This is a genomic window from Rhizobium binae (assembly GCF_017357225.1).
Classification (GTDB): Bacteria; Pseudomonadota; Alphaproteobacteria; order Rhizobiales; family Rhizobiaceae; genus Rhizobium; species Rhizobium binae.
Genome location: NZ_CP071604.1, coordinates 1,241,300 through 1,266,182, shown reverse-complemented (window position 1 = coordinate 1,266,182; position 24,883 = coordinate 1,241,300). Strand labels below are relative to the sequence as shown.

23 protein-coding genes are annotated in these 24,883 nt (G+C 63.4%); 8 read left to right on the top strand and 15 right to left on the bottom strand.

Annotation, left to right across the window (positions count from 1 at the left end):
- Nucleotides 1-91: 91 nt before the first annotated feature.
- From J2J99_RS06125 to J2J99_RS06100, 6 genes are all read right to left on the bottom strand, one after another.
- Nucleotides 92-826 carry a L,D-transpeptidase family protein gene (locus J2J99_RS06125; RefSeq protein ID WP_168294353.1) on the bottom strand — a complete coding sequence of 245 codons (735 nt, stop codon included), beginning with the start codon at nucleotides 824-826 and terminating at the stop codon, nucleotides 92-94.
- Between the two features lie 140 nt (nucleotides 827-966).
- Complete coding sequence (locus J2J99_RS06120; RefSeq protein ID WP_168294354.1) at nucleotides 967-1,773, bottom strand: L,D-transpeptidase; 807 nt, start codon at nucleotides 1,771-1,773, stop codon at nucleotides 967-969.
- A 145-nt stretch (nucleotides 1,774-1,918) separates the two neighbouring features.
- Nucleotides 1,919-2,842, bottom strand: a complete 924-nt coding sequence (locus tag J2J99_RS06115) for an alpha/beta fold hydrolase (RefSeq protein WP_168294355.1) — start codon at nucleotides 2,840-2,842, stop codon at nucleotides 1,919-1,921.
- Between the two features lie 119 nt (nucleotides 2,843-2,961).
- Nucleotides 2,962-4,587, bottom strand: coding sequence for a cisplatin damage response ATP-dependent DNA ligase (locus tag J2J99_RS06110; RefSeq protein ID WP_168294356.1), 1,626 nt, complete (start codon nucleotides 4,585-4,587; stop codon nucleotides 2,962-2,964).
- A 255-nt stretch (nucleotides 4,588-4,842) separates the two neighbouring features.
- On the bottom strand, nucleotides 4,843-5,853 hold the full coding sequence (locus J2J99_RS06105) for a ligase-associated DNA damage response exonuclease (RefSeq protein ID WP_168294357.1): 1,011 nt from the start codon (nucleotides 5,851-5,853) through the stop codon (nucleotides 4,843-4,845).
- A gap of 46 nt (nucleotides 5,854-5,899) precedes the next feature.
- Nucleotides 5,900-6,706 carry an alpha/beta fold hydrolase gene (locus J2J99_RS06100; RefSeq protein ID WP_168294358.1) on the bottom strand — a complete coding sequence of 269 codons (807 nt, stop codon included), beginning with the start codon at nucleotides 6,704-6,706 and terminating at the stop codon, nucleotides 5,900-5,902.
- A 120-nt stretch (nucleotides 6,707-6,826) separates the two neighbouring features.
- On the opposite strand from J2J99_RS06100, the gene J2J99_RS06095 reads away from it, so the two are divergent.
- The gene (locus tag J2J99_RS06095) at nucleotides 6,827-7,798 is read left to right on the top strand and encodes a glycerophosphodiester phosphodiesterase family protein (protein WP_168294359.1); all 972 of its coding nucleotides are present in this window, start codon (nucleotides 6,827-6,829) and stop codon (nucleotides 7,796-7,798) included.
- A gap of 18 nt (nucleotides 7,799-7,816) precedes the next feature.
- On the opposite strand, the gene J2J99_RS06090 is transcribed toward J2J99_RS06095, so the two are convergent.
- On the bottom strand, nucleotides 7,817-9,607 hold the full coding sequence (locus tag J2J99_RS06090; RefSeq protein WP_168294360.1) for a methyl-accepting chemotaxis protein: 1,791 nt from the start codon (nucleotides 9,605-9,607) through the stop codon (nucleotides 7,817-7,819).
- A 462-nt stretch (nucleotides 9,608-10,069) separates the two neighbouring features.
- Between J2J99_RS06090 and J2J99_RS06085 the strand changes: the two genes are divergently transcribed.
- Entirely contained in the window at nucleotides 10,070-10,792 is a 723-nt protein-coding gene (locus J2J99_RS06085) for a LuxR family transcriptional regulator (protein WP_168294361.1), read from the top strand.
- A 39-nt stretch (nucleotides 10,793-10,831) separates the two neighbouring features.
- Here the strand turns inward: J2J99_RS06085 and J2J99_RS06080 are convergent, their stop codons facing one another.
- Nucleotides 10,832-13,126, bottom strand: a complete 2,295-nt coding sequence (locus tag J2J99_RS06080; protein ID WP_168294362.1) for a sensor domain-containing protein — start codon at nucleotides 13,124-13,126, stop codon at nucleotides 10,832-10,834.
- Nucleotides 13,127-13,377: 251 nt separating this feature from the next.
- Between J2J99_RS06080 and J2J99_RS06075 the strand changes: the two genes are divergently transcribed.
- The gene (locus J2J99_RS06075) at nucleotides 13,378-14,742 is read left to right on the top strand and encodes a TIGR03808 family TAT-translocated repetitive protein (protein WP_168294363.1); all 1,365 of its coding nucleotides are present in this window, start codon (nucleotides 13,378-13,380) and stop codon (nucleotides 14,740-14,742) included.
- 72 nt (nucleotides 14,743-14,814) lie between these two features.
- On the opposite strand, the gene J2J99_RS06070 is transcribed toward J2J99_RS06075, so the two are convergent.
- Together J2J99_RS06070 and J2J99_RS06065 are read right to left on the bottom strand one after the other, a co-directional pair.
- Nucleotides 14,815-15,279, bottom strand: coding sequence for a YbhB/YbcL family Raf kinase inhibitor-like protein (locus tag J2J99_RS06070; RefSeq protein ID WP_168294364.1), 465 nt, complete (start codon nucleotides 15,277-15,279; stop codon nucleotides 14,815-14,817).
- 53 nt (nucleotides 15,280-15,332) lie between these two features.
- Nucleotides 15,333-15,572: a hypothetical protein gene (locus J2J99_RS06065; protein WP_168294429.1), complete on the bottom strand. Its 240-nt coding sequence runs from the start codon at nucleotides 15,570-15,572 to the stop codon at nucleotides 15,333-15,335.
- Between the two features lie 255 nt (nucleotides 15,573-15,827).
- On the opposite strand from J2J99_RS06065, the gene J2J99_RS06060 reads away from it, so the two are divergent.
- Nucleotides 15,828-16,493, top strand: a complete 666-nt coding sequence (locus tag J2J99_RS06060; protein ID WP_168294365.1) for a glutathione S-transferase family protein — start codon at nucleotides 15,828-15,830, stop codon at nucleotides 16,491-16,493.
- Here the strand turns inward: J2J99_RS06060 and J2J99_RS06055 are convergent, their stop codons facing one another.
- Entirely contained in the window at nucleotides 16,494-17,390 is an 897-nt protein-coding gene (locus tag J2J99_RS06055; RefSeq protein WP_168294366.1) for a LysR substrate-binding domain-containing protein, read from the bottom strand.
- Between the two features lie 112 nt (nucleotides 17,391-17,502).
- On the opposite strand from J2J99_RS06055, the gene J2J99_RS06050 reads away from it, so the two are divergent.
- Nucleotides 17,503-17,703 carry a hypothetical protein gene (locus J2J99_RS06050; protein WP_168294430.1) on the top strand — a complete coding sequence of 67 codons (201 nt, stop codon included), beginning with the start codon at nucleotides 17,503-17,505 and terminating at the stop codon, nucleotides 17,701-17,703.
- Between the two features lie 245 nt (nucleotides 17,704-17,948).
- Here J2J99_RS06050 and J2J99_RS06045 read toward each other — a convergent pair whose 3' ends face one another.
- The gene (locus tag J2J99_RS06045; RefSeq protein ID WP_168294367.1) at nucleotides 17,949-18,569 is read right to left on the bottom strand and encodes a glutathione S-transferase family protein; all 621 of its coding nucleotides are present in this window, start codon (nucleotides 18,567-18,569) and stop codon (nucleotides 17,949-17,951) included.
- A 264-nt stretch (nucleotides 18,570-18,833) separates the two neighbouring features.
- Nucleotides 18,834-19,190: a DUF4406 domain-containing protein gene (locus tag J2J99_RS06040; RefSeq protein ID WP_168294431.1), complete on the bottom strand. Its 357-nt coding sequence runs from the start codon at nucleotides 19,188-19,190 to the stop codon at nucleotides 18,834-18,836.
- A gap of 141 nt (nucleotides 19,191-19,331) precedes the next feature.
- Between J2J99_RS06040 and J2J99_RS06035 the strand changes: the two genes are divergently transcribed.
- On the top strand, nucleotides 19,332-20,087 hold the full coding sequence (locus J2J99_RS06035) for a DeoR/GlpR family DNA-binding transcription regulator (RefSeq protein WP_168294432.1): 756 nt from the start codon (nucleotides 19,332-19,334) through the stop codon (nucleotides 20,085-20,087).
- Here J2J99_RS06035 and J2J99_RS06030 read toward each other — a convergent pair whose 3' ends face one another.
- Nucleotides 20,088-21,095 carry an asparaginase gene (locus J2J99_RS06030; protein WP_168294368.1) on the bottom strand — a complete coding sequence of 336 codons (1,008 nt, stop codon included), beginning with the start codon at nucleotides 21,093-21,095 and terminating at the stop codon, nucleotides 20,088-20,090. It abuts the gene before it with no gap.
- A gap of 355 nt (nucleotides 21,096-21,450) precedes the next feature.
- Between J2J99_RS06030 and J2J99_RS06025 the strand changes: the two genes are divergently transcribed.
- Nucleotides 21,451-22,662 carry an MFS transporter gene (locus J2J99_RS06025; RefSeq protein WP_168294369.1) on the top strand — a complete coding sequence of 404 codons (1,212 nt, stop codon included), beginning with the start codon at nucleotides 21,451-21,453 and terminating at the stop codon, nucleotides 22,660-22,662.
- A 24-nt stretch (nucleotides 22,663-22,686) separates the two neighbouring features.
- Here the strand turns inward: J2J99_RS06025 and J2J99_RS06020 are convergent, their stop codons facing one another.
- Entirely contained in the window at nucleotides 22,687-23,310 is a 624-nt protein-coding gene (locus tag J2J99_RS06020) for a helix-turn-helix transcriptional regulator (protein WP_168294370.1), read from the bottom strand.
- 102 nt (nucleotides 23,311-23,412) lie between these two features.
- On the opposite strand from J2J99_RS06020, the gene J2J99_RS06015 reads away from it, so the two are divergent.
- A complete protein-coding gene (locus J2J99_RS06015) occupies nucleotides 23,413-24,840 on the top strand; it encodes an MFS transporter (RefSeq protein ID WP_168294371.1) in 1,428 nt (475 codons plus the stop codon).
- Nucleotides 24,841-24,883: the final 43 nt, after the last annotated feature.

Below are 24,883 nucleotides of genomic sequence, written 5' to 3'. Positions count from 1 at the left end.
AATGCTATCCGGAAATAAAACTTTTCCTGGCAGGATAATGACGGGCGGAAAAGCAGGTGGAGGCGGCCGGCTGGCGGCCGCCCCGGCGGCATCATTGCCAGACGACGATCGGCGCCTTCGTCGGAACGCGATCATAGAGATCGATGATATCCTGGTTCAACAGCCGGACGCAGCCCGAGGAGACGGCCTTGCCGATCGAGCGCCAGTCGGGATTGCCATGCAGGCGGTAGAGCGTGTCTTCGCCGTTCGAGAAGATATAGAGCGCACGGGCGCCGAGCGGGTTCTTCAGACCGGGCTCCATGCCGCCGTTGTCGATCGAATATTTGACGAGTTCCGGCTGGCGGGCGACCATTTCGTTCGGCGGCTTCCAGCGCGGCCATCTCTGACGCCACTGGATGACGCCCGATCCCTGCCAGGCAAATCCTTCGCGGCCGATGCCGACGCCGTAACGCATCGCCGTGCCATCGGCCTGAACGAGATAGAGGAAGCGCGAGGGCGTGTCGACGACGATGGTGCCGGGCGGCTGGCCGGTGGGATCGACAACGCGCTGGCGATAGTAGCGCGGATCGATCTGTTCATAGGGAACGGCGGGAATGAGGAAGCCGCCATCTTCGACCGGGCCGTACATGACGGCAAGCTCGGCCCCGCTCGGCACGCTCGATGCTCCCGGCGACTGGAAAAGGCGCATGGGCGAACGGTAGATGATCGACGTGTCGCCCGATGTCACGGTGTTGGCGGAGGAGGCGCAGCCAGTGAGCGCGGAGGCTGCCGTCAAGGCCGAAAGGGAAAGAAAGCTTCGGCGGGAAAGATGTCTATCGGAACTCATGACGCGGGACTGATTTCCTTTTGATGCGGGAATCCTGGATAACGACATAAGGAAATCTATCGGCTTGCGCCAAATAAACCATAGCTTCACGCAGACGTGTTCCTGGTGGAGCCGACGATATGAAGAGCGCTGTTGCAGCGCTACATCACAACGATCTCGGCCCTGGCAGGCAGGCGGTCGTAGAGATCGACGACATCCTGGTTCAGCATGCGCACGCAGCCGGACGATGTGGCCTTGCCGATCGACTGCCAGTCCGGGGTGCCGTGGATGCGATAGAGCGTATCCTGCCCGTCCTTGAAGATGTACATGGCGCGCGCGCCGAGCGGGTTCTGGAGCCCGGGATTCATACCGCCGTTTTCGGCGGAAAAAGCGCGAACATCGGGCTGGCGCGAGACCATTTCGGCCGGCGGCGTCCAGCGCGGCCATTTCTGCTTCCACTGGATTACGCCGCGGCCCGACCAGGCGTAACCGTCGCGACCGAGGCCGACGCCGTAGCGCATCGCCTTGCCGTTGCCTTCGACGAAATAGAGGAAACGCGCCTTGGTATCGACGACGACGGTGCCGGGGCGCTCGGCCGTCTGGTAATCGACCTCCTGGCGCAGGTATTGCGGCTGCACGCGGCTGACCGGGATCGCCGGCAGGGTGAAACCCTCGTCGCGCAGCTCGCCATACATCGTCGCGTGCACGGGGTTGGTAACCGGTAGGCCATAGGTCTGGTTGAACTGGGTCCTGTAGAGCTCGCGCGTCTGCGGCACCGGCTGATCGGGGATCGGCCGCACGCGGCGCGGATCGACGCCCGGCGGCTGATAAAAGACCGGCGAGGTTTCCTGGACGAAGCGGGCTGGCGAATCGGCGGCGACATCGGGAATGAGGATGTTGCAGCCGCTGAGCGACGCAGCGACCATCACGAGCCCGGCAATCGGGAAGACCCGGCGCAGAATATTCATGGAACCACCCTTATCAACGATCGGCGAGACAGCGATACTGGCACGACGATGGCATCCGCGGCTGGCGCGAGGCTGGCGTTGAGGCGGAAAATACAGGAAGCCCATGAACCTGCCTTCTGGCTGCGGGTTCATGGGCTGTCGAATATCAGGCCGCCACGCCGTGGAAGAAGCGGATACTCTGTTCGATCTCGGCCGGCAGCGCCGTGGTGTGGTTACCGGCGACGGTTTCGGTTTCGATGTGTGCGCCTGCAGCGCGGGCGCGGCGGGCGAGCAGGCCGGCGCGATCGTTGAAATGCGCCTCTTCGGTGCCGTGGACGACCCGGACGGGGCATTTGAAGCTGTGAGCGTAGCAGAGGGCCGAACGCACCTCGAATTCATGCGTATTGCTGTCGTCGAAGCGGATATCCTGGGGATAGCGATTGAAGAAGCGGAAGGCGTTGGGATTGCCTGAAATCGGCGCGGCGGCACGGAATTTATGGGTGCTCATCGCCGTCAGCATGGTCAGCGTGCCGCCGATGCTGTGGCCGGCGATGAACAGGCGCCCGGAATCGACCCCCGGCAGATGCGCCAGGCGCTCGGCCGCGGCGAGAACGTCGTCGACCTCGTCGTAAAAGCCGGAGAAATTGCCCCTCTGCCCGTTTTCACCGCGCAGCGACGGCATCATCACGACGTAGCCGGCATTCATATAGGGCTTCATCAGTTGCCAGTGGCCGATGCCCATGGCGTTGCCGCCATGCAGGAAAAGCACGGCAGGCTTTGCGGTGTGCTCGCGCTTATATTTGGAAACCCAGGCCGCAAGCTCCAGCTCGCCGCCATAGCCGGAACGGTAGAAGATCTTCTCGGCGTCGGCAGGCGCGGCCAGCGATTCGTACTTGTCGGGGGCCGGGCCCTTCTGCAGCAGCTTCGTGCGAAAACGGCGGCGAACCTCGGCGTAGTCGTGCCTGGCAAGGCGCGGTTCCTCCGGGACATCGAAGGCGGCGGCCATGCGCGGCAGGACGAGCGCGCCGGCAAGGCCCGCCAGCACGGCACGGCGTTGGCGGAAAAAGGAATTTCGTTCATGCGAGCTCATGCGCAGCACCCAAATCATTTCCCCGGTCTGCAAGATTTGCACCGGAAACCGCGCCGCCGCCAAGACACATCCCGTTGAAAATCTCGCCCTGCGTCATTGTTGCGCAGGCGGCCCGCGGCTCAGCCTGGCTTGGCGTCGATCATGGCGATCAGCGTGCGCAGCCGGTCGGCCTCGTTGGGCGGCTTGTCGGGGCGAAGGCGGGAGATGCGGGGGAAGCGCATGGCGACCCCGGATTTGTGCCGTGTCGAGCGATTGATGCCCTCGAAGGCCACTTCGACGACGAAGCCGAAATCCCGGTCGGCGCGCACGGCCCGCACCGGGCCGAACCGCTCCGTCGTATTGTTGCGCACGAACTTGTCGAGCAGCTCGAGTTCGGCATCGGTGAAACCGAAATAGGCCTTGCCGACCGGCACCAGCTGCTCGCCGTCCTCGTCGTCGGCCCAGACGCCGAAGGTGAAATCGGAATAGTAGCTCGAGCGCTTGCCGTGGCCGCGCTGGGCATACATCAGCACGGCGTCGACGTTGTAGGGATTGCGCTTCCACTTGAACCAGGGACCCTTCATGCGGCCGGCCTGGTAGATGCTGTCACGGCGCTTGATCATTACGCCTTCGATGACCGGATCGGGCGGGGCGGCGCGCAGGGTATCGAGCTCCTCCCAGGATGAGAACGGCACGAGCGGTGAAAGATCGAAACGATCATGGGGGGCGCGGTCGATGATCTCGGCGAGGCGATCGCGACGATCGACATAGGTTCGGCCGCGCACATCCTCCTCATCCTCGAACAGCAGGTCGTAGGCGCGAATGAAGGCAGGGTAATCGTCGAGCATCCTTGCCGTCACCGTCTTGCGGTTCAGCCGCTGCTGCAGGTCGGAGAAGGTGCGGGTCGGGCTGTTGGAGCGGGCGGTGCCGCCGACCAGCAATTCGCCGTCGACGACGCCGGAAAAATTGATGGCGTCGAGAATATCGGGAAAGGCGCCGGAGATATCGTCGCCGGAACGGGAATAGATCTTGCGCCGGTCGCCGGAACGGGAGAGCTGGACGCGGATGCCGTCCCATTTCCATTCGGCGGCATAGTCGCCGGGGGCGAGACCGGTCAGATCGCCCTCCTCCACCGCATTGGCGAGCATGACGGAATGGAAGATCGCCGGCGTCGCCAGCGCCGGTTTGTCGCCGCCGCCCGTCAGCCACTGGAACAGTGTCTCATACGGCGGCTGCAGGCCGTGCCAGAGGGTTTCGATCTCGGTGACGTCCTTGCCGCCGAGATCGGCGAGCGCCTGCTTGGCGAGGCGGGCGGAAACGCCGATGCGCATGGCCCCGGTTGCCAGCTTGATGAAGGCGAAGCGGCCGGAGGAATCCAGCCGGTCGAGCAGGTCGCGGACATAGCCGCGCACTTCGGTGCGGCCGAGTCCATTCATGCGGGTGACGACCTCGCCGAGGCGCGGCTGGGCAAGGGCGGAACGGTCGATATCCCGTTCATTGTCCCAGACGAGCGAGATGGTTTCGGCAAGATCGCCGACATAATCGTAGGAATAGCGGAACAGCACCTCGTCCATGCGCTCCAGCACCAGCTCGCGCAGCATGGCGGGCTTGACGTTGCGCACTTCCAGCGTGCCGGCGATGGCGGCAAGGCCATAGCCGCGGTCGGGATCCGGCGTGTCGCGGAAATAATCGGTCAGCAGCTTGAGCTTACCGTTGCGGCTGGGGGTCAGGACGAGGCGGTCGAGGAGATCGGCGAAGGCTTTCATCTCGGCCTCCGCTCCTGGAGGGAAGGCTCAATGGGTACGCCCTCATTCCTGTGCCTGTCACAGGAATCCAGTGCGCCCAAGTCCTTGGGCGCGAGAAACGCTTCGGCATTGCATGAGTCATTTGCCGCGCCGACGCGCTGTGGCTGGTTTCCTGTGACATCCCTTGGGTCAAGCCCGAGCACCTGAATGAAGATGCCGGCGATGGCGGCAAGGCCGACTAGAGAGGGGTTTTCGCGCACGACACAACTCATCGCCTCAATCCGCCTCGTCTTCATAGCCCACCAGATGCAGCGGTTTTGCCTTGATGCCGTGCAATTGGCACCAGCGCACCAGGGCTTCCTCGCGGCCATGGGTCACCCAGACCTCGGCCGGGTGCAGCTCCCGGATCGTTTCCGTCAGCTCCGGCCAGTCGCAATGATCGGAGATGACGAGCGGCAGTTCGACGCCGAGCTGCTTGGCGCGCTGGCGCACCATCATCCAGCCGGAGGCGAAGGCCGGCAGCGGCTCGTTGAAGCGCCGCGCCCAGCGGTCGGCGAAGGCCGAGGACGGGCCGATGACGATGGCGCCCTTGAAGGCGGATCTGTCGCGGCTCTCGATCGTGGCCGGCAGCAGCTCGCCGAGATCGATGCCCTCGCCGACATAGTAGTCGCAGAGCTTTTCCATGGCGCCGTGAAGATAGATCGGTTCGCCGTAGCCGGCATCGCGCAGCAGCCGGATGACCCGCTGGGCCTTGCCCAGCGCATAGGCGCCGACCAGATGGGTGCGCTCGGGGAATTGGCGGAGCGAGGCCAGCAGCTTGCCGGTCTCATCCATCGGATCGGGATGGTGGAAGACCGGCAGGCCGAAGGTCGCCTCGGTGATGAAGACATCGCAGGCAACCGGCACATAGGCCGCGCAGGTCGGGTCGGGACGACGCTTGTAGTCGCCGGAGACGACGATGCGCGTGCCGTTCTTCTCTATGGCGATCTGCGCGGAGCCAAGCACGTGGCCGGCGGGATGAAAGCTCACCTTGACGCCGTTGACCAGCAGTTCCTCGTTGAAACCGACTGCCTGCTCGCTGGCGCAGAAGCCGTCGCCGTAGCGCAGGCGCATGATGTCGAGCGTCTGGCGGGTGGCAAGCACGTTCACATGGCCGGGCCGGGCGTGATCGGAATGGCCGTGGGTGACGAGCGCCCGCTCGACCGGCCGCACCGGATCGACATAGAATCCGCCTTCGGGGCAATAGAGCCCTTCCGGGGCGGGATAAAGCAGCGCATCAGCTCTCATGCAGCAAGAGATAGCGGCAAATGGGCGCGAGGCCAGAGGTAGCGATTCAAGACGGGAGCCCGTCGAGGAAGGACAGCACTGCGGCGTTGAACTCCGCCGGCCGCTGCAGCGGCGCGAAATGGCTGACGCCGGGCAAAAAGATCATCTCGGCGTTCGGAATCGTGCGGGCGAGGTATTCGGCGTGCTCCGGCTTGATGAATTCGTCATGTTCGCCGAGCACGATCGCAACCGGCACGCCGATGCGGCCGAGGTCTTCGGCGTGATAATTCGGCTCCGTCCGCATCATCAGGCTGACCGCCTCGACGAAGCCATTGAAATCGTCCGGCGTGGCGGACAGGGCCGCATAATCCTTGGCGTGGCGGCTGAAGCATCGGTCGATGACCGGGGTCGGAACGAATTCCCGTGTGCCGCTCGGATCCATGTTGCAGGCGAAGAAGAAGACGCCCTCGACACGCGACGGCGCCGTGGCGGCGAGGATCAGCGCGATGCAGGCGCCGTCGCTCCAGCCGACAAAGGCCGCTTTGTCCAAAGAGAGTTCGTCCATGACCGCAAGCACATCGGCAGCCATCAGTTCATAACTATAGGGACGGGCATCGCGGCTGCTGCGGCCATGACCGCGGCTGTCGATCAGCACGACGCGGCGGCCGCTGCCCACCAGCGCCGGGACCTGATAGCCCCAGTTGCCGCTGTGGCCGAGGCCGCCATGCAGCAGAATGACGGCAGGGCCGGCGCCATAGCTCGCATACCAGATGCGGGCGCCATCACGCGCGACATGACCATCGATCGTTGCCGGCGGCAAAGGGGCAGCGCCCTCTGCTTCGAAACGGATGAGTTCGTCGTCCTGTGGTTCCATGGAAATAGCGCTCCTCTCCGGCAGATTTAGCTCTGCATAGAAAAGCCGGAAAACAGCCCAAGAACAACCAGAATCGCCTTCTAGCTGTTGCCTTCTTCGATGCAATCAGGGGGAGCAGGATTGGGCAGGAAGCTTTTCTATTGCGCGGCGGCGGTCGCGTTCGCCGCAGCCGCCATCTATCTCAACAATACAAGCCTGCTTGCCGGGCATCGGCCGGGAAAGCCGGTGCTGCTCGCCCATCGCGGCATCGCCCAACGTTTCGACGAGACCGATCTGAAGAATGACACCTGCACGGCGAGCCGCATGCTCGCGCCGAAACACGATTATCTCGAGAATACGATCCGTTCGATGCAGGCAGGGTTTGCCGCCGGCGCCGATATCATCGAGATCGACGTGCATCCGACGACGGACGGGGAATTCGCCGTCTTCCATGACTGGACGCTCGACTGCCGCACCGACGGCCACGGCGTGACCCGCGAGCATTCGATGGCTGACATGCGCGGTCTCGACATCGGCTATGGCTATACCGCCGACGGCGGCAGGACCTTTCCCTTTCGCGGTCGTGGCATCGGCATGATGCCGACGCTGGCGCAAGTGCTGTCGACCTTTCCGGATCGGCGCTTTCTCATCAATATCAAGAGCCGCGATCCATCCGAAGGGGAAAAGCTCGCCGCCGTGCTGAACGGGCTTTCGAGGACACGGCGGGCCGAGATCATCGTCTATGGCGGCGACGCGCCGATCGACGTCCTTCGCCGGCTCGTGCCCGATATCAAAACCGCCTCGCGCCAGAGTCTGAAGGGCTGCCTTTTCGGCTATATCGGCTATGGTTGGACCGGCCTCATGCCGGATGCCTGCAAGCGGCGGATGATGCTGGTGCCGATCAACATTGCCCCCTGGCTCTGGGGCTGGCCGGACCGATTCCTCAACCGGATGCAGGACGCCGGCACTGAGGTTTTCGTACTCGGCCCCTATCGCGGCAATGATTTTTCCACCGGCATCGACGATCCCGCGCAACTGGCGCGGCTGCCGCAGAACTATGCGGCAGGCCTATGGACGAACGAGATCGAGACGATGGGCAAGCTCATGAAATGACGTGGAGCCTCTGCGGCCTCAGAACTCCTCCCAGTCGCCGCCGGCAACTGCCGCATTGCCATGGAAGGCGGCGCCGACCTTCGCAATCATTGCCCGCGGCGCCGATGCGGCGGGTCTGGAAGCACCGGTTGCCACGGCGGGGCGTTGCCGGCGTGAGGCCATGCCGCCGATGTTGAACTGGCCCAGCAGCTGGAAAAGCGCCTCGGCCTCCCTGGCGAGGCTGTGGGCGGCAGCCGTCGATTCCTCGACCATGGCCGCATTCTGCTGGGTCCCCTGGTCCATGGTGTTGACGGCAGTGTTGATTTCCTTCAGTCCCGTCGCCTGCTCCTTGGAACTTTCGACGATCGCAAGAACATTGCCGTTGACCTGCTGAACCTGGCCGACGATCTCTTCGAGGGCCTTGCCGGTTTCCCCCACCAGGCTCACTCCGCTCTTCACGTGCTCGTTGGAGGCACCGATGAGTTCCTTGATCTCCTTCGCCGCTTTGGCGGATCTCTGAGCAAGTTCACGAACTTCCTGCGCGACCACCGCAAAACCCTTGCCGGCATCTCCCGCCCGGGCCGCCTCGACGCCGGCGTTCAGCGCCAGCAGATTGGTCTGAAACGCGATTTCGTCGATCACGCCGATGATATTGCTGATCTCCGACGACGATGTCTCGATCTTGCCCATGGCTTCGACGGCGCTGCGGACCACCGCCCCGGAACGCTCGGCGTTCTCGCGGGTCCTTCGCACGAGTTGGCCGGCCTCCTGGGCGCGGTTGCTGGAATCGGAAACCGTCGTGGTGATCTGTTCAAGCGCGGCGGCGGTTTCCTCGACGGAGGCCGCCTGCTGTTCCGTGCGCTTCGACAGATCATCCGAGGCGGAACGAACCTGCTGGGCGCCTGCAGCGATGCCGGTTGCGTTTTCGGCCACGGCCTGCATCGCTGCGCGCAGCTTGCCGACGGCGGCGTTGAAGTCGGTCCGGATTTTTTCCAGCGTCGGAATGAACGGGGTTGCGACTTCCTGGGTCAGGTCGCCGGCGGACAAAGCCGTCAGGGATGCCGCCAGCTGATCGACGTTGTTGACGCGGGCGGTCACGTCGGTCGCGAACTTGACGACCTTGAACACCCTGCCGTTCATGTCGAAGATCGGATTGTAGGACGCCTGGATATAAACCTTTTTGCCGCCCTTGCCGATGCGCAGGAACTCGTCGGCCACGAATTCGCCGGCTGACAGCCGCGCCCAGAACCGCCGGTAATCGTCACTGTTGGCGTAAGTGCTGTCGCAAAACATCGAATGGTGACGGCCCTGGATCTCGGCGAGCTGATAGCCCAGCGCCGACAGGAAATTCTCGTTGGCCGTCAAGATCTCGCCCTTCGGCGTGAATTCGATGACCGCCTGGGCGCGCGACAGCGCACTTATCTTGCCGGCATCCTCGGCGCTTTGCAGCTTCTGCCTGGTGATATCGGTCGCGAATTTCACCACCTTGTAGGGCTTGCCGCCACGGAGGACCGGGTTATAGGAGGCTTCGATCCAGATTTCCTTGCCGCCCTTGCCGATACGCTTATATTGGCGCTGGTCGAACTCGCCTCGGCCGAGCTTCGCCCAGAATTCGCGATAGTCGGCCGACGAGGCTTCCGCGGGTTCGACGAACATCCGGTGATGCTGGCCGACAATCTCGGACAATTGGTAACCGAGCGCGGCGCAAAAATTGGCATTGGCGGTGAGAATCCTGCCGGTGAGGTCGAATTCGATGATGGCCTGCGATCTGCTCATCGCGGCCAGGACGGCCTTGGCATCCGAACCGAAGCCCAATCCTAATTTCTTCATGCTCTTCCCCCTAGCTCAAATCGAGCGAACGACTGCCGCCACCCATCACGGACTTGCGCTGGACGGGCACCCCGAAAATAGAATCCGATAAAATCTTTAAGCTTCCTTTAACCGAGCCGTCGCGAAACCGGATGCGTGACATCCGAGCGACACTGAAAAATAAGGAAGCACAAACAGTGACTTGATTAGAGGCTTCGCTAAGGAAGCGGATCTTCCGGGACGTTGTCATAAGTGCCGCCACCGATTTTTTCGCCTTTGCCGGGTTCGATTGGTTCGAAGATCCGTAAACTCTTTGTTAACCAACGGCCGCCCGCCTGTTGCAGGCAGCCAAGAGCCTTTGCGTTTTTCTCTCCACGTGCCTATTTTTTCCCTCCTTCCAGCCTGCAGAATCAACTTCGGATACGAGCGGCAAGTGGACACACCAGCCGCCAAACGCCGGATGCGAGGTAATCGGAGAAAGATATGCCGCTCGAGGCCGAGTTCAATCGAATTGAGGAAGTCGCTGCAGGCTTCAAGACACATTACGAAGTCTTCAAATACATGAAGCGTCTCACCCAGGATCTGGGAATGACCGCCTTCCTGATCATGACGCTCCCGTCGGTCGATGTCGTCGAAATCGGCGCGACGAAGATCATCACCAACTGGCCGGCGGAAATGGTTGATTATTACGACGCCCATAACCTTTTGGTCGACAGTCCGGTCATCCGGCGGATGCTGAGGTCGACCAGCCCCTTCAACTATGATGTCGAGGCGATCAACACCGATCGCGGCGAAGGCAAGAAGTCCACCGTCATCGGGTTGTTCAGGCGGTACGGCATGGAAAAGGGCGCCTATTTTCCTGTCCATGATGCCGCAGCCGGACGTGGGGCGATGTCGATTTCGGGGTCTCGGAATTTCAGCATGGTCGAAATGGCGAAACTCCTGTTTATCGCCACGCTCATTTATGATCGGCTGTCGCAGCTGACACTGAACGAGAAACACAAGCCGGTCGCCTTTACAGAGAGCGAGCTGGACTGCCTGAGACTGACGGCCGGAGGCAGGAAGAGCAGCGAAATTGCCAAGCTTCTCAATCTGTCGGAAAACGCGGTCAACAACCAGATCGGCAGCGTGATCAGGAAGCTGGGATGCACGACGAGAACGCAGGCGGTCGTCAGCGCCCTGCGTCTCAACATCATTCGGGTCTGACCGAACGATCCACTCGCGGTCAGCAAGCTGCCGAAAAGTTCAGGGCAGCTGCGCTTGCAGCATTCGGGAAACCTCCTCCGGCGGGACGGGCCTCGAGAAGCGGTAGCCCTGGGCTTCCTCGCAGTGCGCCTGCCGCAGGAAATCCATTTGGGCGTCGGTCTCGACGCCTTCGGCGAGAACCGACAGCTTCAGCTTCTGCGCCAGGGAAATGACAGCCGAGGCGATGGCGACGGCCGTCTTGTCGCCCGGCAGGGCCTCGACCAGCGAACGATCCATCTTCAGCCGGTCGAAGGGGAAGGTCTTCAGTGCCGCAAGGCTGGAATAGCCGGAGCCGAAATCGTCGATCGACAGGCGAACGCCGATCGCCCTTAACGATTCCATCATGGCGAGCGCCCGCTCGGCATCCTGCATCACCACGCTTTCGGTGACTTCGAGCTCCAGCCAGCGCGCTAGCAGGCGGTTGCGCTCCAGCGCCTCGGCGACATGGCTTGCGAAATCCGGGTCGGCGAACTGCTTGGCCGAGACATTGACGGCGACCGTGAGCGGCGCCAGGCCCATATCATGCCAGGTGCGCGCCTGGCGGCACGCCTCGTTCAGCACCCAGAGGCCGAGGGGAACGATGAGGCCGGTCTGTTCGGCAAGCGGGATGAAATTGACAGGAGGCACCCTGCCCTTGGCCGGATGGTTCCAGCGGACCAGCGCTTCAATGCCGGTGATGCGTCCGCTGGCGACATCGACCTGCGGCTGATATTCCAGGAACAGCTGATCGCCAGTGATCGCCTGGTGGAGCTCCTCCTGCTCGCCGAGCGGCATGCCGACCGACGTGCTGGCGCCATCGTGATGCTGCAGCGTATTGCGGCCGAGTTGCTTGGCCCGGTACATGGCGCGGTCGGCATTGGCGAGGAGCTCTTCGGCGGTTGCACCGTCAACGGGGAAGGCGGCAACGCCGATGCTCGCGGTGATGGCGATGTCACCGCTATTGCCGCGTATCGGCCGGCTGATCGCCTTCTGCAGATCACGAAGGCGGCGGGCGATGCCGGCATCGTGGCTCGACTGGTGGACGAGCACCACGAGGAACTCATCGCCGCCGAGCCGCACCACCATATCCGAGGCGCGGATGCTGTTGGCCATACGGGCGGCGAGCTCCTTCAGCACCTCGTCGCCGGAGGCGTGGCCGCGGCCGTCATTGACGTCCTTGAAATTGTCGAGATCGATATAGGCGACGGTGACCTTGCGGTTGTTGCGCCTGGCCCGATCGAGGATATTGGCCAGCCGCTCCTTCAGGAAGGCGCGGTTCGGCAGGCCGGTCAGATCGTCATGATGGGCCATGAAATGGATGCGGTCGTCGACGCGCTTGCGCTCGATGGCGATGCCGGCGATGTGGGTGGCGAGCGCCACCAGCTTCATTTCATGCTCTGTGGGACGGCGGACTTCCCTGGAATAGAGGGCGAAGGTGCCAAGCACATTATTCTCAGAGGTGGCGATCGGCGTCGACCAGCAGGAGCGGAAGCCGAAGGGCGCTACCAGCGCGCGGAAATCCTCCCAAAGCGGGTCGCTCATCACGTCCTCGACGATCACGGTCTGGCCGCGCCAGGCAGCGGTGCCGCAGGAGCCGACCTTGGGGCCGATCGTGACGCCGTCGATCAGGCGGCTGTAGCCGCCGGGCAGATTGGGAGCCGCGCCGTGATAGAGCCTGGTGCCCTCGCTGTCGAGCAGCAGCACCGATCCGTCGATACCCGTCAGCTGCGCCTCGATCATCAGCACCAGCGCCTCGAGGATCATTGGCAGCGGCTCGTTGCGGGCGATCATTTCGAGCAGTTTCGCCTGGCCGCGATGGAGATCCTCCTGGAGCTTGCGTTCGGTAATATCGCGGGAAACACCGATCAGCCCGACGATTTCGCCGCGGTCGCTGCGCAGCGGAATCTTCGAGGTGAGCCGGCATCTCGGCCGGGGGCAACCTGGAGGAACGAATGTTTCCTCCATGTCGATCCGGGCCTGCCCGGTCGCCATGATCTGCTGCTCGATATCGAAATGACGGCGCGCCACCTCGAAATCGAAGAGGTCGAAATCGCGCTTGCCGGTGATCTCTTCGGCGCTCAGGCCGAGGCTGGCGGCGGTGACGGCGTTGGCGAAGACAAAGCGGCTGTCGCGATCCTTGACGTAGAGGAAGTCCGGAAGTTCGTGGATAATCTCCTTAAGGCGCAGGTTCTCGACACCTTCCGAGAGGTGATGGGCGGTCGACGCCATCATCGCTTCGGTCGCGGCAACCAGACGCCGCGTTTCAGCCGTCAGGGAGTCAACCGATTCCCATCGTCCGGCACTCTGTTCGTGCATGACGCCATTCTCTCCCAGCGGCTGAAGGCCCATCTCGCAACATCCATCTATTTTCCCTTTAAAGTAGTCCGCATTCCCTTCGGCTTGCTTAAATGGAAGAGTGAACAACGCGACAACATAAGCAGCGAGATCCTGCTATCGGCCTCTGCCGCAACAAGAATTTCCGACAAGTGTGAAGGGCCTGTGCCAAAAGATGACAGGCGGGCTGGCACGTTTTCTGCTACGGGCGCGTCATGACAGGAGAGCCAGGAATGCTTCGTCGCGACATGCTTCTTTTTCTCGCCGCCTCGGCCCTTGCTGCCGGGAGATCGCGCGCGTTTGCCTCGCCGCTGACAGCGGCCAGCGAGCCCGATCTGCGCGGAGCGATCGACGCGGTGAAATATCGCGCTCTTCCCGAAAGCGGCGACCGTAAAATCCGCAACCTGGAGCAGATGATCAGACAGGCGGCGGCCGAGAACGTGCCGGTCTTCCTGCCGCCCGGCACCTATCAGGTCTCCAACCTCACCTTGCCCGACAATACGCGCATATCAGGCGTGCCCGGCGCCTCGCGGATCGTCTACACCGGCGACGGCCACCTGTTTTCGGCTAAAAACATCAGGCGCATTGAGCTTTCCAATCTCGTCATCGACGGCGGCAATCGTTGGCTCGGCGATTATGCAGGCGGGCTGCTGCAATTTACCGGCGTCGACGAGGTGCTGATCGACAATTGCGAGATCGGCGGCAGCCGAAAGCACGGCCTGCAATTGGAGCGCTGCGGCGGACGGATCGAACGCAGCCGCATTTCGAGCGTCGCCCAATCCGGCATCTACGCGGTCGATTCCGCCAATCTTTCGATCGTTGCAAATAGCGTCTCGGAATGCGGCAATGGCGGCATTCTCGTGCATCGCTGGAAGAAGGCGGAGGACGGCACGGTCGTCTCCGGCAACCGGATTTCCAACATCCGGGCCAATGACGGCGGCACCGGCCAGAACGGCAACGGCATCAATGTCTTTCGCGCCGATGGCGTAATGGTTGTCAACAACCAGATTTCCGACTGCGCCTTTACCGCCATCCGCGCCAATTCAGCTTCGGACATCCAGATCACCAGCAACCAGTGCCGGCGCTCCGGCGAGACGGCGATCTATGTCGAATTCGCCTTCGAAGGAGCGGTCGTTTCCGCCAATATGATCGACGGGGCAGCAAACGGCATCTCGATCGCCAATTTCGACGAAGGCGGCAGGCTCGCAAGCGTCACCGGCAATGTCGTGCGAAACCTGACGCTGAAGGGGCCCTACCAGCACGAGGTCGGCTTCGGCATCGGCATTGCGGCGGAGGCCGATACGCTGGTGTCGGGCAATGTGATCGAAGGGGCGCCGCGCTGGGGACTGCAGATCGGCTGGGGCGCCTATCTGCGCAATGTTGTCGTCAGCAGCAATGTGGTGCGCAAGGCGCCGGTCGGCTGCGCCGTCTCGGTCGCCGACGGCGCCGGCACCGCCGTCATCACCGACAATGTCTTCCAGGAAATCAAGGACGGCGCCGTTCTCGGCTTCGAGTGGGAGAAAAACGTCTCCGGCGAGTTGGCGAATGGCGGCTCTCCCTATGCGCAGCTCACCATCGAGCGAAACCGCGTTTCCTGAACGGCGGAAGCCGCTTGTGCACTTGCGGCGGCTCTGCGCACATCCGAGCCTTCACGCAAAATCTGATCGTCGTCATTGCGTCTGATAGGTACCGGTCACGCTCGCTTCCGCCAATGCGTGTTTCTTTGCCTCCGCCCACATGGCGCTGATGCCGGCGGCATCCGGAACCGAGAGCTTCGGCACGTCGAGGGCCGCGAGGCGGAAGATATAGTGATGCGGGCGATCGCCGGCCGGTGGCTGCGGGCCGTCGTAGCGGGCATTGCCGAAATCGTTCTTGTAGAACCGTGGCGCCTGCTCCGGCGCAGTATCGGCGCTTTCGGCAAGTTCGGTCCACTGCGCCGGGATATTGGCGATGCCGCAATGGCGGAACGTGCCGCGCGGAGCGTCCGGATCCTCGACCACCAGAGCGAAGCTTCGGGTTTCGGCGGGAGCACCGCTCCAGGCAAGCGGCGGAAAGAGGTTCTCGCCGGCTCGCGCATATTTCTTCGGGATCGGCTGATCCTCGGCAAAAGCCTTGCTGATCAATGTCAAGGTCATGACGTTCTCCTTTTTTGATCTGGGCTCCTTTTCTATCGGAGGCTCCTTCACCGTCAGGGACGACCGCTCCCCTTTTTATGCTCGCTCTCCTGGTTGCGGCCGCGCACCATCGCCCGGTCCTCGTTGCCGGTGTCCGGGTCGGCCTTCAGATCACCGCGTTTCCGATAGGCTTCCCTCGCCTGCTCATTGCGTTGCAGATCTGCCCTGGCGTCGAATTCCTCGCCGGCATTTGCGGATTTCTCGCGTTTTTCGATGACACGAAGCTGCTGTTCATGCGTCTTTTTGCCTGCCATGAGTTCCTCCTTTGCCTGGCGCGCGCTGCGCACGCGGCCCATCGCTTCGGGCGCGTCGACGGCGCCTGTCTGAGGGTCCAACCCACCCGCCCACTCATTGTTCCCCAATTGCGCTCGACCTGATCGGGAACGAGCCTGGCCGCATCAAAAGCTTTCATCGTCCCATCAGCGGCGAGGACTTTTCCGGGAGTGATCCGGCGTTTACCGTTTCTCTAACCATCAACGGGATATGGGGAACATCAAGGGGATATGGGCATGCTGACAATCTATGGCGTCTATCGATCGCGCGCCTCGCGCGTCTACTGGATGGCGGAAGAACTCGGGCTCGAATACCGCTCCGTGCCGGTGCTGCAGGCCAGGCGGCTTGCCGACCCGCTCGCCGAAGAGGCGCCGCTCAACACGCATTCACCCGATTTCGCGGCCCTCAACCCGATGGCGCAGATCCCCAGCATACGCGACGGCGATCTCGTCATGCACGAGTCGCTGGCGATTAATCTCTACCTCGCCCGCAAACATGGCGGGCCGCTTTCCGGACAAACCGTCGAAGAAGACGGATTGCTGACGATGTGGACGATCTGGGCGGCCTCGCAGGTCGAGCCGCATTCGGTGCGGATCGTGCTGACCTACGATAACGGGCTCGAAAACAGCGAGGAGGGCAAGCAGACGATCGCGGCCGCCGGCTACGGGCTGCGCCGGCCGCTGGCGGCGCTCGAAAGTCATCTTGCCGGCCGCCAGTGGATCGTCGGCGACCGCTTCACCGTCGCCGACCTCAACATTGCCGAGGTGCTGCGCTACGCTCAGAGCGAGGCGGCGCTGTTCGATGCCCATCCGAACATCAAGGCGTGGATCGAGCGCTGCCAGTCCCGCCCCGCCTACAAGAGAATGCAGGAGACGCGCGGCAAGGAGCCGATCGAGGTCTGATCATCGGAAGAGCGCGAGCGTGCCGTCCATTTCCTCGCGGATCCACGCCTTGAAATCCTTGACCTTCTTCGGCTCGCGCACACGCTCGGCGGTGATGAAATAATGGCCGAAGCCGGTTTTCGCGCGAATGCCGAACGGCGCTGCCAGCCGGCCTTCAGCCAGTGCAAAGGCGGCAAGAGTCTGCCAGGCGAGCATCATGCCTTGGCCGGCGATCGCCGCATCGAGGCACAGCGAGGCATCGTTGAAGACGTGGCGCGTCGCAAGCGTCGCGCCCGAAAGTCCGGCCTCGTGCATCCAGACCTCCCAGCTGAACATGGCGCGGCCGTCGATCACCGCCGGCAGGGCCAGGATATCGGCGGGTTCACGCAGTTTCGCCGCCATCTCGGGCGAACAGACGGGAAAGACCTCCTGTTCCAGCAGCAGCTCAGCCTTCACGTCGGGCCATCGGCCATTCCCGACGCGGATGCCGATATCAACATCGCCGAGGGCGGGATTAACGAGACTGGTCGTCGCATCCAGCCGCAGCTTGATGTCAGGGTGGCGCTCGGCGAAGCGATCGAGCCGGCAGACGAGCCAGCGGGCGGCGAAGACCGGCGCCACCGAAATCGTCAGGATCGTATCGTCCTTACGGCCGGCGATCGATACCGCCTGCGAAAGACGGGCAAAGCCTTCGTCGAGCGCTGCGAGCACCGGCCGGCCCGGTTCGGTGGCAACCATACCCCGGGCGGTGCGCTCGAAGATCACTTGCCCCAGTTGCGCTTCGGCCTTGATCACCTGCTGACTGACGGCGCCGACCGAGACGCCGAGCTCATCAGCCGCTGCCTGCAGCGAGCCAAGACGACCGACGGCTTCCAGCGCCCTGAGGCCATTGAGATGGACGGTGTTGAGGTTCTTCATATAGTTTTTCTATAACAGCACCTCGGCAATCTCAATTGAAAATCCGCCCGTGGTGGCCGACATTGCACTCAAAAGTCATGATCCAGTACCGTTGAAGAAAGCGGGGCCCGCCATGTCGTTGCTGAAGTTTTTCTTGAGGCCTGTTGCTGGAGCCGGGAGCGCGCAACCTGCCAATGTCCCCGCTTGGGAAGAGGATCCGCTGCGTCATCCCGACGTCCAGCGCATGTCGCTGCGCGAAATTGCGGATCTGCCGCTTGGGGTGGAGACCGGCTTTCAGGCAGAGGTGAAACCGCCCCTGGCGAAATGCGCGTGACATCGTGCCAAGTTTCGCCCAAGGCGAGAGGCGGGACAATGGCGGGCGATGTCGGCCTTATCTTCGAGCGCTTGAAGCGGCTTGCGGCGGAAGTCGGCCTATCAGATCGCCGTAGAATGGGGCCGAATCGCCGCGATCCGGCCGCTTGGGGACATCGACGGGCCGGTGATCGACTCCTGGGAGAGCTCTGCATGACCTCCGGGAATTCGGCGGTCCACCCTGCCCCGCGGGCCTCAGTTAAGCCATCAGCCCCGGTCATAGACCAGCGCCCGCTGGACGGCGGGACGCTGCAGCATGCGGGCGTGGTGGTCGTTGACCTTTGCGAAGCGGGCGGGATCGACGCCGTCGGCCGGCAGCCAATCGGTGATGACGAAGAGATAGGGATCGGCGAGCGAATAGGTTTCGCCCATCACCCAGGGGCCTTCGAACATCTTCTCTTCGATTAGCGTGAAGCAATCGGCCATATTCTGTGGGACCCTGGCCTTCATCGCTTCGATTGCCGCCGGCTCGTCGGCCCAGCGCGAGCCGCGCCGGCGATGGGCATGGTTCACATGCACGGTCGAGCAGAGATAGCTGTTGAAGGACTGCAGCCGCGCCATCTCGAAGGCATCGCCGAGCGGCGCGAGCTTGGCGGCCGGCGAGCTTTCAGCGATGAAGCCGAGGATCGCCGGCGTTTCCGTCAGCACGCCGCGCTCGGTGACCAGCGCCGGCACCCGCCCTTTCGGATTGATCTGCAGATACTCCGGTGAACGCTGCTCGCCGTTTGCAAAGCTGAGTGTCTTCGTTTCGAAGGCCAGGCCGGATTCTTCCAGGGCGATCAGGCTTGCGAGCGCGCAGGTTCCAGACGCGTAATATAATGTCAGCATGGTTGTCGTCTCCCGTTCGGCACTCTTATAGCGCGGGGATTGGTGCGCCGGAACCGGGAGATGGTGGTTTACTTAGGCTTTCGGCAGCCAGACTATGATCGGCATGCCAGGGGGCTGCCCCTCATCCGGCTGCCGCCACATTCTCCCCGGTCTGACGGGGAGAAGGGGTATGCCGCACCCGCTTCCTCTATCTCAAGGTTGCGTTTGGCACGTCCCCTCTCCCCGTCAGAACGGGGAGAGGGCTAGGGTGAGGGGCAACGCCACTCAGCCGCAGCCCGGCACATCCTCCAGCCGGTGCCAGACCGGGATGCCGCGTTCTCTGGCGATACGCACGTCGTTGTCAGCGCCTTTGGAATCGCCCGGCAGCCGCAGCACGCCCTCGCAGAGTTGCAGCAGCCGGCCGGCGACCGGGTGGAAGATCTCTTCGTAGAGAGCATCGCCAACCGACTTGCCGCCGGCGGCACGCCAGATCGGCAGCGCCACCCATTCACCGATCATCGGCACGTGGCCGGCGGCAAACAGCTTGTGCGAGGGTTCCTCCAGCCGCCTCAGGTTGGCGGCCATCTTTTCCGGGTCGTCGCCGGTTCCCGACCGGTAGGGGCCGGCAATCAAAATCAACATCATCCACTCCTTCGCTCCGCCCTATGCGTGAGCACTCCCGGCCCTCATGAACGGGATTTCCCGAAAATGCACGATAATTCTTGAATGTCGAGTCATTCCGTGCAACATCATGCCATCTCGTTCAATTTCGTGCGGAAGACGATGCTGACCACGCAACGCAAGGCCCTGATCCTCGACATATTGCGCCGTGACGGCCAGGTGATCGCCAAGCGCGTCGCCGAGGATTTTTCACTTTCGGAGGACACGATCCGGCGCGACCTCCGAGAAATGGCGGCGGAAGGGCTGTTGAAACGCGTGCATGGCGGGGCGATGCCGTTATCGCCGGATCTGCCCGATTTCACCGCGCGGCGCAGCGTCTCGTCCGAGATCAAGGCGCGGCTCGGGGCGGCGGCGGCGGCGATGGCCAGGCCGGGGCAGATGATCTTTCTCGACGGCGGCACGACGACGGCGGAGATCGCCAGGCATCTGCCGCGCGAAATGCCGCTCACCGTTGCGACCCACAGCCCGACGATCGCCGCCGAGCTGGAGCACCATCCGACGGCCGAGGTGATTCTTGCCGGCGGCCGGCTCTACAAACATTCGATGGTGGCGACGGGGGCGGCGGCGATGGCGGCGATCTCGCAACTGCGCCCCGACCTGTTTTTCCTCGGCGTCACCGCCGCCCATCCCGTGCATGGGCTATCCACTGGCGATTTCGAGGAAGCGGCGATCAAGCGCCATATCGCCCGCTGCTCGGCCGAAACGCATGTGCTGCTGACGCAGGAGAAGTTCGACCTCGTCTCACCCTGTCCGGTGCTTGGAATTGCCGAGGTGGCGGGGCTGATCGTGCCGGCGGAGATATCTGCTGAACGGCTGAAGCCCTATCGCGATCTCAACGGCACGATTGCCGTGGCATAGTCATTCCGCCAAAGCCGAGGTAACGCTGATATCGCCGACATGAATGCCGTTCCAATTGCGCATCGAGGTTGCGGCAAAGGCCGTCAGGGCGGCATGCACGCCGTCTTCCGTCTCGAAAAACCGGGCGAGCGTCGCCGCTACCATGGCTTCGGCGGCGCGGGTGGCGCCGTCCTCGCATTTCAGCGCGATAGCGATGCCCTTTTCCGGGATCGCGGCGCAGAAGACGCCCTCGGCGCCTGTTTTGACGAAGATGCGGCCCGGGGCGATCTGCATCAGCGCCGTGCAGGCACGCCCGGAGCCGGCGACATAGAAGGGCTCGGCCATGCAGGCCTCGATCAGGCGGCGGGAGGCCTTGGCGCGCAAAGGTTCCAGGCCGTTGCCGGTCGTCATCTTGGCAAAACCGTGGGCAAGGCTGCGCAAGGGCACGGCATAGGTCGGGATGGAGCAGCCGTCGGTGCCGCAGGTCTCCGCGCCGAGCACCGCGCCGGTCAGGCTTTCCATCACCGCGCGGATCTCGACCTGCAATGGGTGCTCATAACCGACATAGGCTTTCGGATCGATGCCCCGGTGGCAGCAGGCGCAGATGAAGCCGGCATGTTTGCCGGAGCAGTTGTTGTGCAGCGCCGTCGGCGCCTCCAGCGTGCGGGCCTGGTGGATCAGGACCTTCTGGTTCATCGACCAATGGGCGCCGCATTCCAGCGCTTCGGCATCCCGGCCGGCCCGCGCCAGCATCGAAGCGGCAAGCGCCACATGCTCGTCCTCGCCATTATGCGAGGCGCAGGCGAGCGCCAGTTCCTTATCGCCGAAACCATAGGCGTCGGCCGCACCGCTTTCGACGAGCGGCAGCGCCTGCATCGCCTTGCAGGCCGAACGCGGGAAGACGGCGGCCTCGATATCGCCGAGCGAAAAGACAAGGCTGCCATCGCCATCGACGACCGCCACCGCGCCGCGATGACGGCTTTCGACAAGCAGGCCACGGGTGACTTCGACGGCGACGGGATTGGTCATGGCTCTGATCCGGATGCTGGTGGGATGCCGCAGCCATAACCCGTCAGGGCGCGAAAGCCAACGGGGTTTGGGTGGCCTGTTTCGTGCGGCAAGTACGTGAGGTACGGCGGAGTAGCAAGTACCTGTGCCAATTCTCCGTCCGGACAGTCGCGCCTTCTGCCGGTCGAACCCCTACCCTCCGTCATTCCAGGCCTTGAGCCTGGAATGCAGCCCCGGGCTCGACCAAGCAGCTCCGTCGGACGGCCACCGCCTCTTCGCAAATACTCATCACAGAAACTGACGCATGCGATCGAAAACTATCGTTTCCCTGATGTCTCCGATTCCGGCTAAAGGTGATGCGTCAGGAACCGCTCGCATGTCATCCAGTTTTTCCTTGATCCTTGGCGACAACAGGATCCGCATTCCCACCGTGACGCTCGTCGCGCTCGCCTTTACCTATGCCTCGACCGTGCCTTACCAGTCGATCATCGGCATCAATGAATTGGGTCTCAGCAACGGCGCCTATTCGGCGCTGGTGTTCTTCTCGGCGATCGTCAATGTGACGACCAGCCTGACGCTCGGCATCTGGTCGGACAGGCTGAAGGAGCGGCGGCCGCTGGTGCTGGCGCTGTCGGTTGCCGGCATGCTCGGCTTCGGATCGATCGCGATCATCCACAGCCCGGCAATCTTCGCCATCTCGACGCTGCTGCTGGTGCCGATGAGCAATTCCACCTATTCGCTGCTTTTCGCCAGCCTGCGCGCCAGGACCAACCAGATCGAGCGCGGCCAGGCAGCGGCGGTTACGGCGACGGTGCGGGCGCTGTTTTCCGGCTCCTGGGCGCTGGCGCCGGGGCTGATCGGCCTTTACCTCGCCAATTCGGCGTCGATGACGCCGGCCTATGGGATCGCGGCCTTCGCGAGCCTCGTCTGCTTCTGCCTGTATTTCTTCTTCGCTCCCGGCAACGGCACGGCCGGCCCCGGTCTCGATCACGCCGGCTTTCTGGCGTCACTGAAACGGATCTTCATGCCTGCCGTGCTGGTGCGCGTCGTCGTCATGTCGCTGCTTTTCGGGCTGCAGCGGCTGAACGGAATGCTCTCGCCGCTGATCATTACCCATGCGGCCGGCGGAACCGTGGTCGATGTCGGCTTCATGGCCGGATTGACGGCCTTTCTCGAAATGCCGTTCATGATGCTGTGGGGTTTTGCCCAACGCCGCTTCCGCACCGTGCATGTGCTTGCCTTCGGCGCGCTGATCTACTGCATCTATCTGATGCTGCTCGGCTTTGCCTCGGCGCGCTGGCACATTTACGCGCTGCTCCTCCTCAATGCGTGCGGGGCGGCGGCGATCCTCAGCGTGCCGATCACCTATCTGCAGGACCTGATCGCCGACCGACCGGGCCTCGGAACCTCGCTGATCTCGCTCAACAGTTTCATCGGCACCGGCATCGCCGCCGGGTTCTTCGCCTTCGGCACCGGTATCACCAACTATTCCGGCACCGCCTTCGTCGGCGCCGGCGCCGGTCTGGTGGCGATCGGAGCTCTGCTCTATCTCGAAAGCGAGCGGCGCCAGGCGCGGCAGCCGGCCTGATGCGCCTGCCCCGCGGGACAGGCCTCAACGCGGCGTGATGCGGTAGGCGCAGCGGCGGGCGCCGGCGAGGATGTGTTGGCTGCGCTCGACCCCGGCGCCGAGGACGGCGCGGAAAGTTTCAAGCTCGGAGCGGCAGAAGCCGGCGCAGGCGGATGCGGCCGCGCAGATCGGGCAGTGGTTTTCGACCAGTATGAAAGAGCCATCGGCCTCCTGCCAGCTATCGGCCATATAGCCTTCGCGCGTGCGGATGGCGGCCAGGCTTTCGACGCGCGCCGCAAGGTCGCCGGCAATTTTCAGCTCTTGGCGATAGCGCTTCAGCGTTTCGGCCTCGCGCGCGGAGATCACGGTATCGAGCGCTGCGGCTCCAAGCTGTTCGGTGAGGGTGGCGAGCAGGTTTGCCGTCAGTTCGGCATGGCCGTCGGGAAAGCGGCGGTTGCCGGCGGCGGTCAGGTGCCAGAGCTGACGCGGGCGTCCCCGGCCTGCGGCGGCGACGGAAACCGGCTCCACCAGCCCCTCCTCCGCCATCCTGGCCAGCTGCTGGCGGGCGGCCTCGCCCGTGATGCCGAGCGTATCGCCGATTGCGGAGGCAAGCTGGGGACCCTCGGTCTTTATCAGGATCAGAATCCGGTTGGCTGGGGATTGGCGCATATTTTCCAAGCCATGTCTTGTTTTAATTCGGGAGGCATGCAATTTTCCAATTTATAACTTGGAAAATAATTTCCCGCCAGCGAAAACGTCGAGGATCGCCCCATGTCCGAAATCGACCAGACCATCGCCAATGCGAACGTCAATTCCGTCTTGCGCCTGTTCCTTCCCGAGCACCTGGCCGCAACGCTGATGCTGGCCGGCGGCGTGACGCTTTATGCGGTCGAGAGCTACATCACCGCGACCATAGCCCCTTCGATCGTGCGCGACATCGGCGGTCTTGCCCTGTTTTCCTGGGTGACGAGCCTGTTCGTCGCCGCCGCCGTGCTCGGCTCGATTTTCGTCGCCATGCGGCCGCGGGGAATTACACTGCGCGGCGTCTATGTGATCGCCGCCCTCGTCTTCGGCGCGGGCAGCCTGGTCGCCGCAATCGCCCCGTCAATGCCGGTGGTGCTGATCGGCCGGGCGCTGCAGGGGCTTGGCACGGGGGCGCTTGCGGCCCTCGGCTACGCCTTCATCCGCTTCGTCTATCCCGAACCGTTGTGGCCGAAGGCGACGACCCTTTACGCAGCGATCTGGGGGATCTCCACCGTCATCGGCCCGACGCTCGGCGGCTTCTTTGCCTCCGGCAGCAGCTGGCGCTACGCCTTCATCCTGCTCGTGCCGCTCGGCCTCGTGATGGCGGCGCTGGCACCGCGGCTCTTGCCGGAGGTCGAGGACGACCGCGAGCAGGTCAAGACGCCGCTTGCGCAGATCGGGCTGCTTCTGGCCGCCGTGCTGATGATCAGCGTCGCCGGCGCGATCGCGGCGACAGCCATCAAAGCCGCTCTCATCGCCGCCTCGCTCATTGCGGTATCGGCCATGCTGCTCATCGAGACCCGAAGCCGCAACCGGCTGCTGCCATCCGGCGCCGTCAGCCTGTCGAAGCCGATTTCCCGCGTCTATCTAGCGATGCTCGCCATGACCCTCGTGCTCGTCAGCGACGTCTTCATTCCCTATTTCCTGCAGAGCCTGCATGGGGTGGCGCCGCTGATGTCGGGCTATCTCGTGGCGCTCGTCGCGCTCGGCTGGACCTTCGCCGCCTTCCTCAGCAGCTCCCTGAGCGGCAGGCGGGCCTATGCGGCGATCGTTGCCGGCGCGCTGATCGAAACGGCGGCAACCGCTTCACTGGCCCTCCTCCTCGCCAGGGACAATCCGCAGGGGCATTTGCCGCTGATCGTTCCGGCGGCGATCGCCATATTCATGATGGGCTTCGGCATCGGCCTCGGCTGGGCGCATCTCGTCGGCATGGTGCTGAAGCTCGTCGCCAGCAACGAACAGGACAAGGCCTCGGCGGCGATCCCGACGATGAGTTCGCTCGGCGGCGCCTTCGGTGCGGCCATCGCCGGCGTCATCGCCAATGGCGCCGGCCTCGTCGAACCGGGCGGCGTTGCCGGCAGTATCGCGGCGGCGCACTGGCTCTATGCGGCGATGGCGCTGCCCGGCATCGTCGCGATTGCGGCGGCGATAACGCTGAGAGACAGCCGAAAATGAAAAGGCGCCTCAGGGTTCGAGGCGCCTCTTACAACGAAGACCA

Bases quoted from the DNA above. Each gene is read 5' to 3' on its own strand.
- J2J99_RS06060 (WP_168294365.1), top strand. From the start codon at position 15,828: ATGCTGACAATCTATGGCGTCTATCGATCGCGCGCCTCGCGCGTCTAC.
- J2J99_RS06020 (WP_168294370.1), bottom strand. From the start codon at position 23,310: ATGCGCCAATCCCCAGCCAACCGGATTCTGATCCTGATAAAGACCGAG.
- J2J99_RS06045 (WP_168294367.1), bottom strand. From the start codon at position 18,569: ATGCTGACATTATATTACGCGTCTGGAACCTGCGCGCTCGCAAGCCTG.
- J2J99_RS06055 (WP_168294366.1), bottom strand. From the start codon at position 17,390: ATGAAGAACCTCAACACCGTCCATCTCAATGGCCTCAGGGCGCTGGAA.
- J2J99_RS06100 (WP_168294358.1), bottom strand. From the start codon at position 6,706: ATGGAACCACAGGACGACGAACTCATCCGTTTCGAAGCAGAGGGCGCT.
- J2J99_RS06030 (WP_168294368.1), bottom strand. From the start codon at position 21,095: ATGACCAATCCCGTCGCCGTCGAAGTCACCCGTGGCCTGCTTGTCGAA.
- J2J99_RS06040 (WP_168294431.1), bottom strand. From the start codon at position 19,190: ATGTTGATTTTGATTGCCGGCCCCTACCGGTCGGGAACCGGCGACGAC.
- J2J99_RS06050 (WP_168294430.1), top strand. From the start codon at position 17,503: ATGTCGTTGCTGAAGTTTTTCTTGAGGCCTGTTGCTGGAGCCGGGAGC.
- J2J99_RS06125 (WP_168294353.1), bottom strand. From the start codon at position 826: ATGAGTTCCGATAGACATCTTTCCCGCCGAAGCTTTCTTTCCCTTTCG.
- J2J99_RS06015 (WP_168294371.1), top strand. From the start codon at position 23,413: ATGTCCGAAATCGACCAGACCATCGCCAATGCGAACGTCAATTCCGTC.
- J2J99_RS06120 (WP_168294354.1), bottom strand. From the start codon at position 1,773: ATGAATATTCTGCGCCGGGTCTTCCCGATTGCCGGGCTCGTGATGGTC.
- J2J99_RS06025 (WP_168294369.1), top strand. From the start codon at position 21,451: ATGTCATCCAGTTTTTCCTTGATCCTTGGCGACAACAGGATCCGCATT.
- J2J99_RS06105 (WP_168294357.1), bottom strand. From the start codon at position 5,853: ATGAGAGCTGATGCGCTGCTTTATCCCGCCCCGGAAGGGCTCTATTGC.
- J2J99_RS06110 (WP_168294356.1), bottom strand. From the start codon at position 4,587: ATGAAAGCCTTCGCCGATCTCCTCGACCGCCTCGTCCTGACCCCCAGC.
- J2J99_RS06085 (WP_168294361.1), top strand. From the start codon at position 10,070: ATGCCGCTCGAGGCCGAGTTCAATCGAATTGAGGAAGTCGCTGCAGGC.
- J2J99_RS06065 (WP_168294429.1), bottom strand. From the start codon at position 15,572: ATGGCAGGCAAAAAGACGCATGAACAGCAGCTTCGTGTCATCGAAAAA.
- J2J99_RS06115 (WP_168294355.1), bottom strand. From the start codon at position 2,842: ATGAGCTCGCATGAACGAAATTCCTTTTTCCGCCAACGCCGTGCCGTG.
- J2J99_RS06070 (WP_168294364.1), bottom strand. From the start codon at position 15,279: ATGACCTTGACATTGATCAGCAAGGCTTTTGCCGAGGATCAGCCGATC.
- J2J99_RS06075 (WP_168294363.1), top strand. From the start codon at position 13,378: ATGCTTCGTCGCGACATGCTTCTTTTTCTCGCCGCCTCGGCCCTTGCT.
- J2J99_RS06090 (WP_168294360.1), bottom strand. From the start codon at position 9,607: ATGAAGAAATTAGGATTGGGCTTCGGTTCGGATGCCAAGGCCGTCCTG.
- J2J99_RS06080 (WP_168294362.1), bottom strand. From the start codon at position 13,126: ATGCACGAACAGAGTGCCGGACGATGGGAATCGGTTGACTCCCTGACG.
- J2J99_RS06035 (WP_168294432.1), top strand. From the start codon at position 19,332: ATGCTGACCACGCAACGCAAGGCCCTGATCCTCGACATATTGCGCCGT.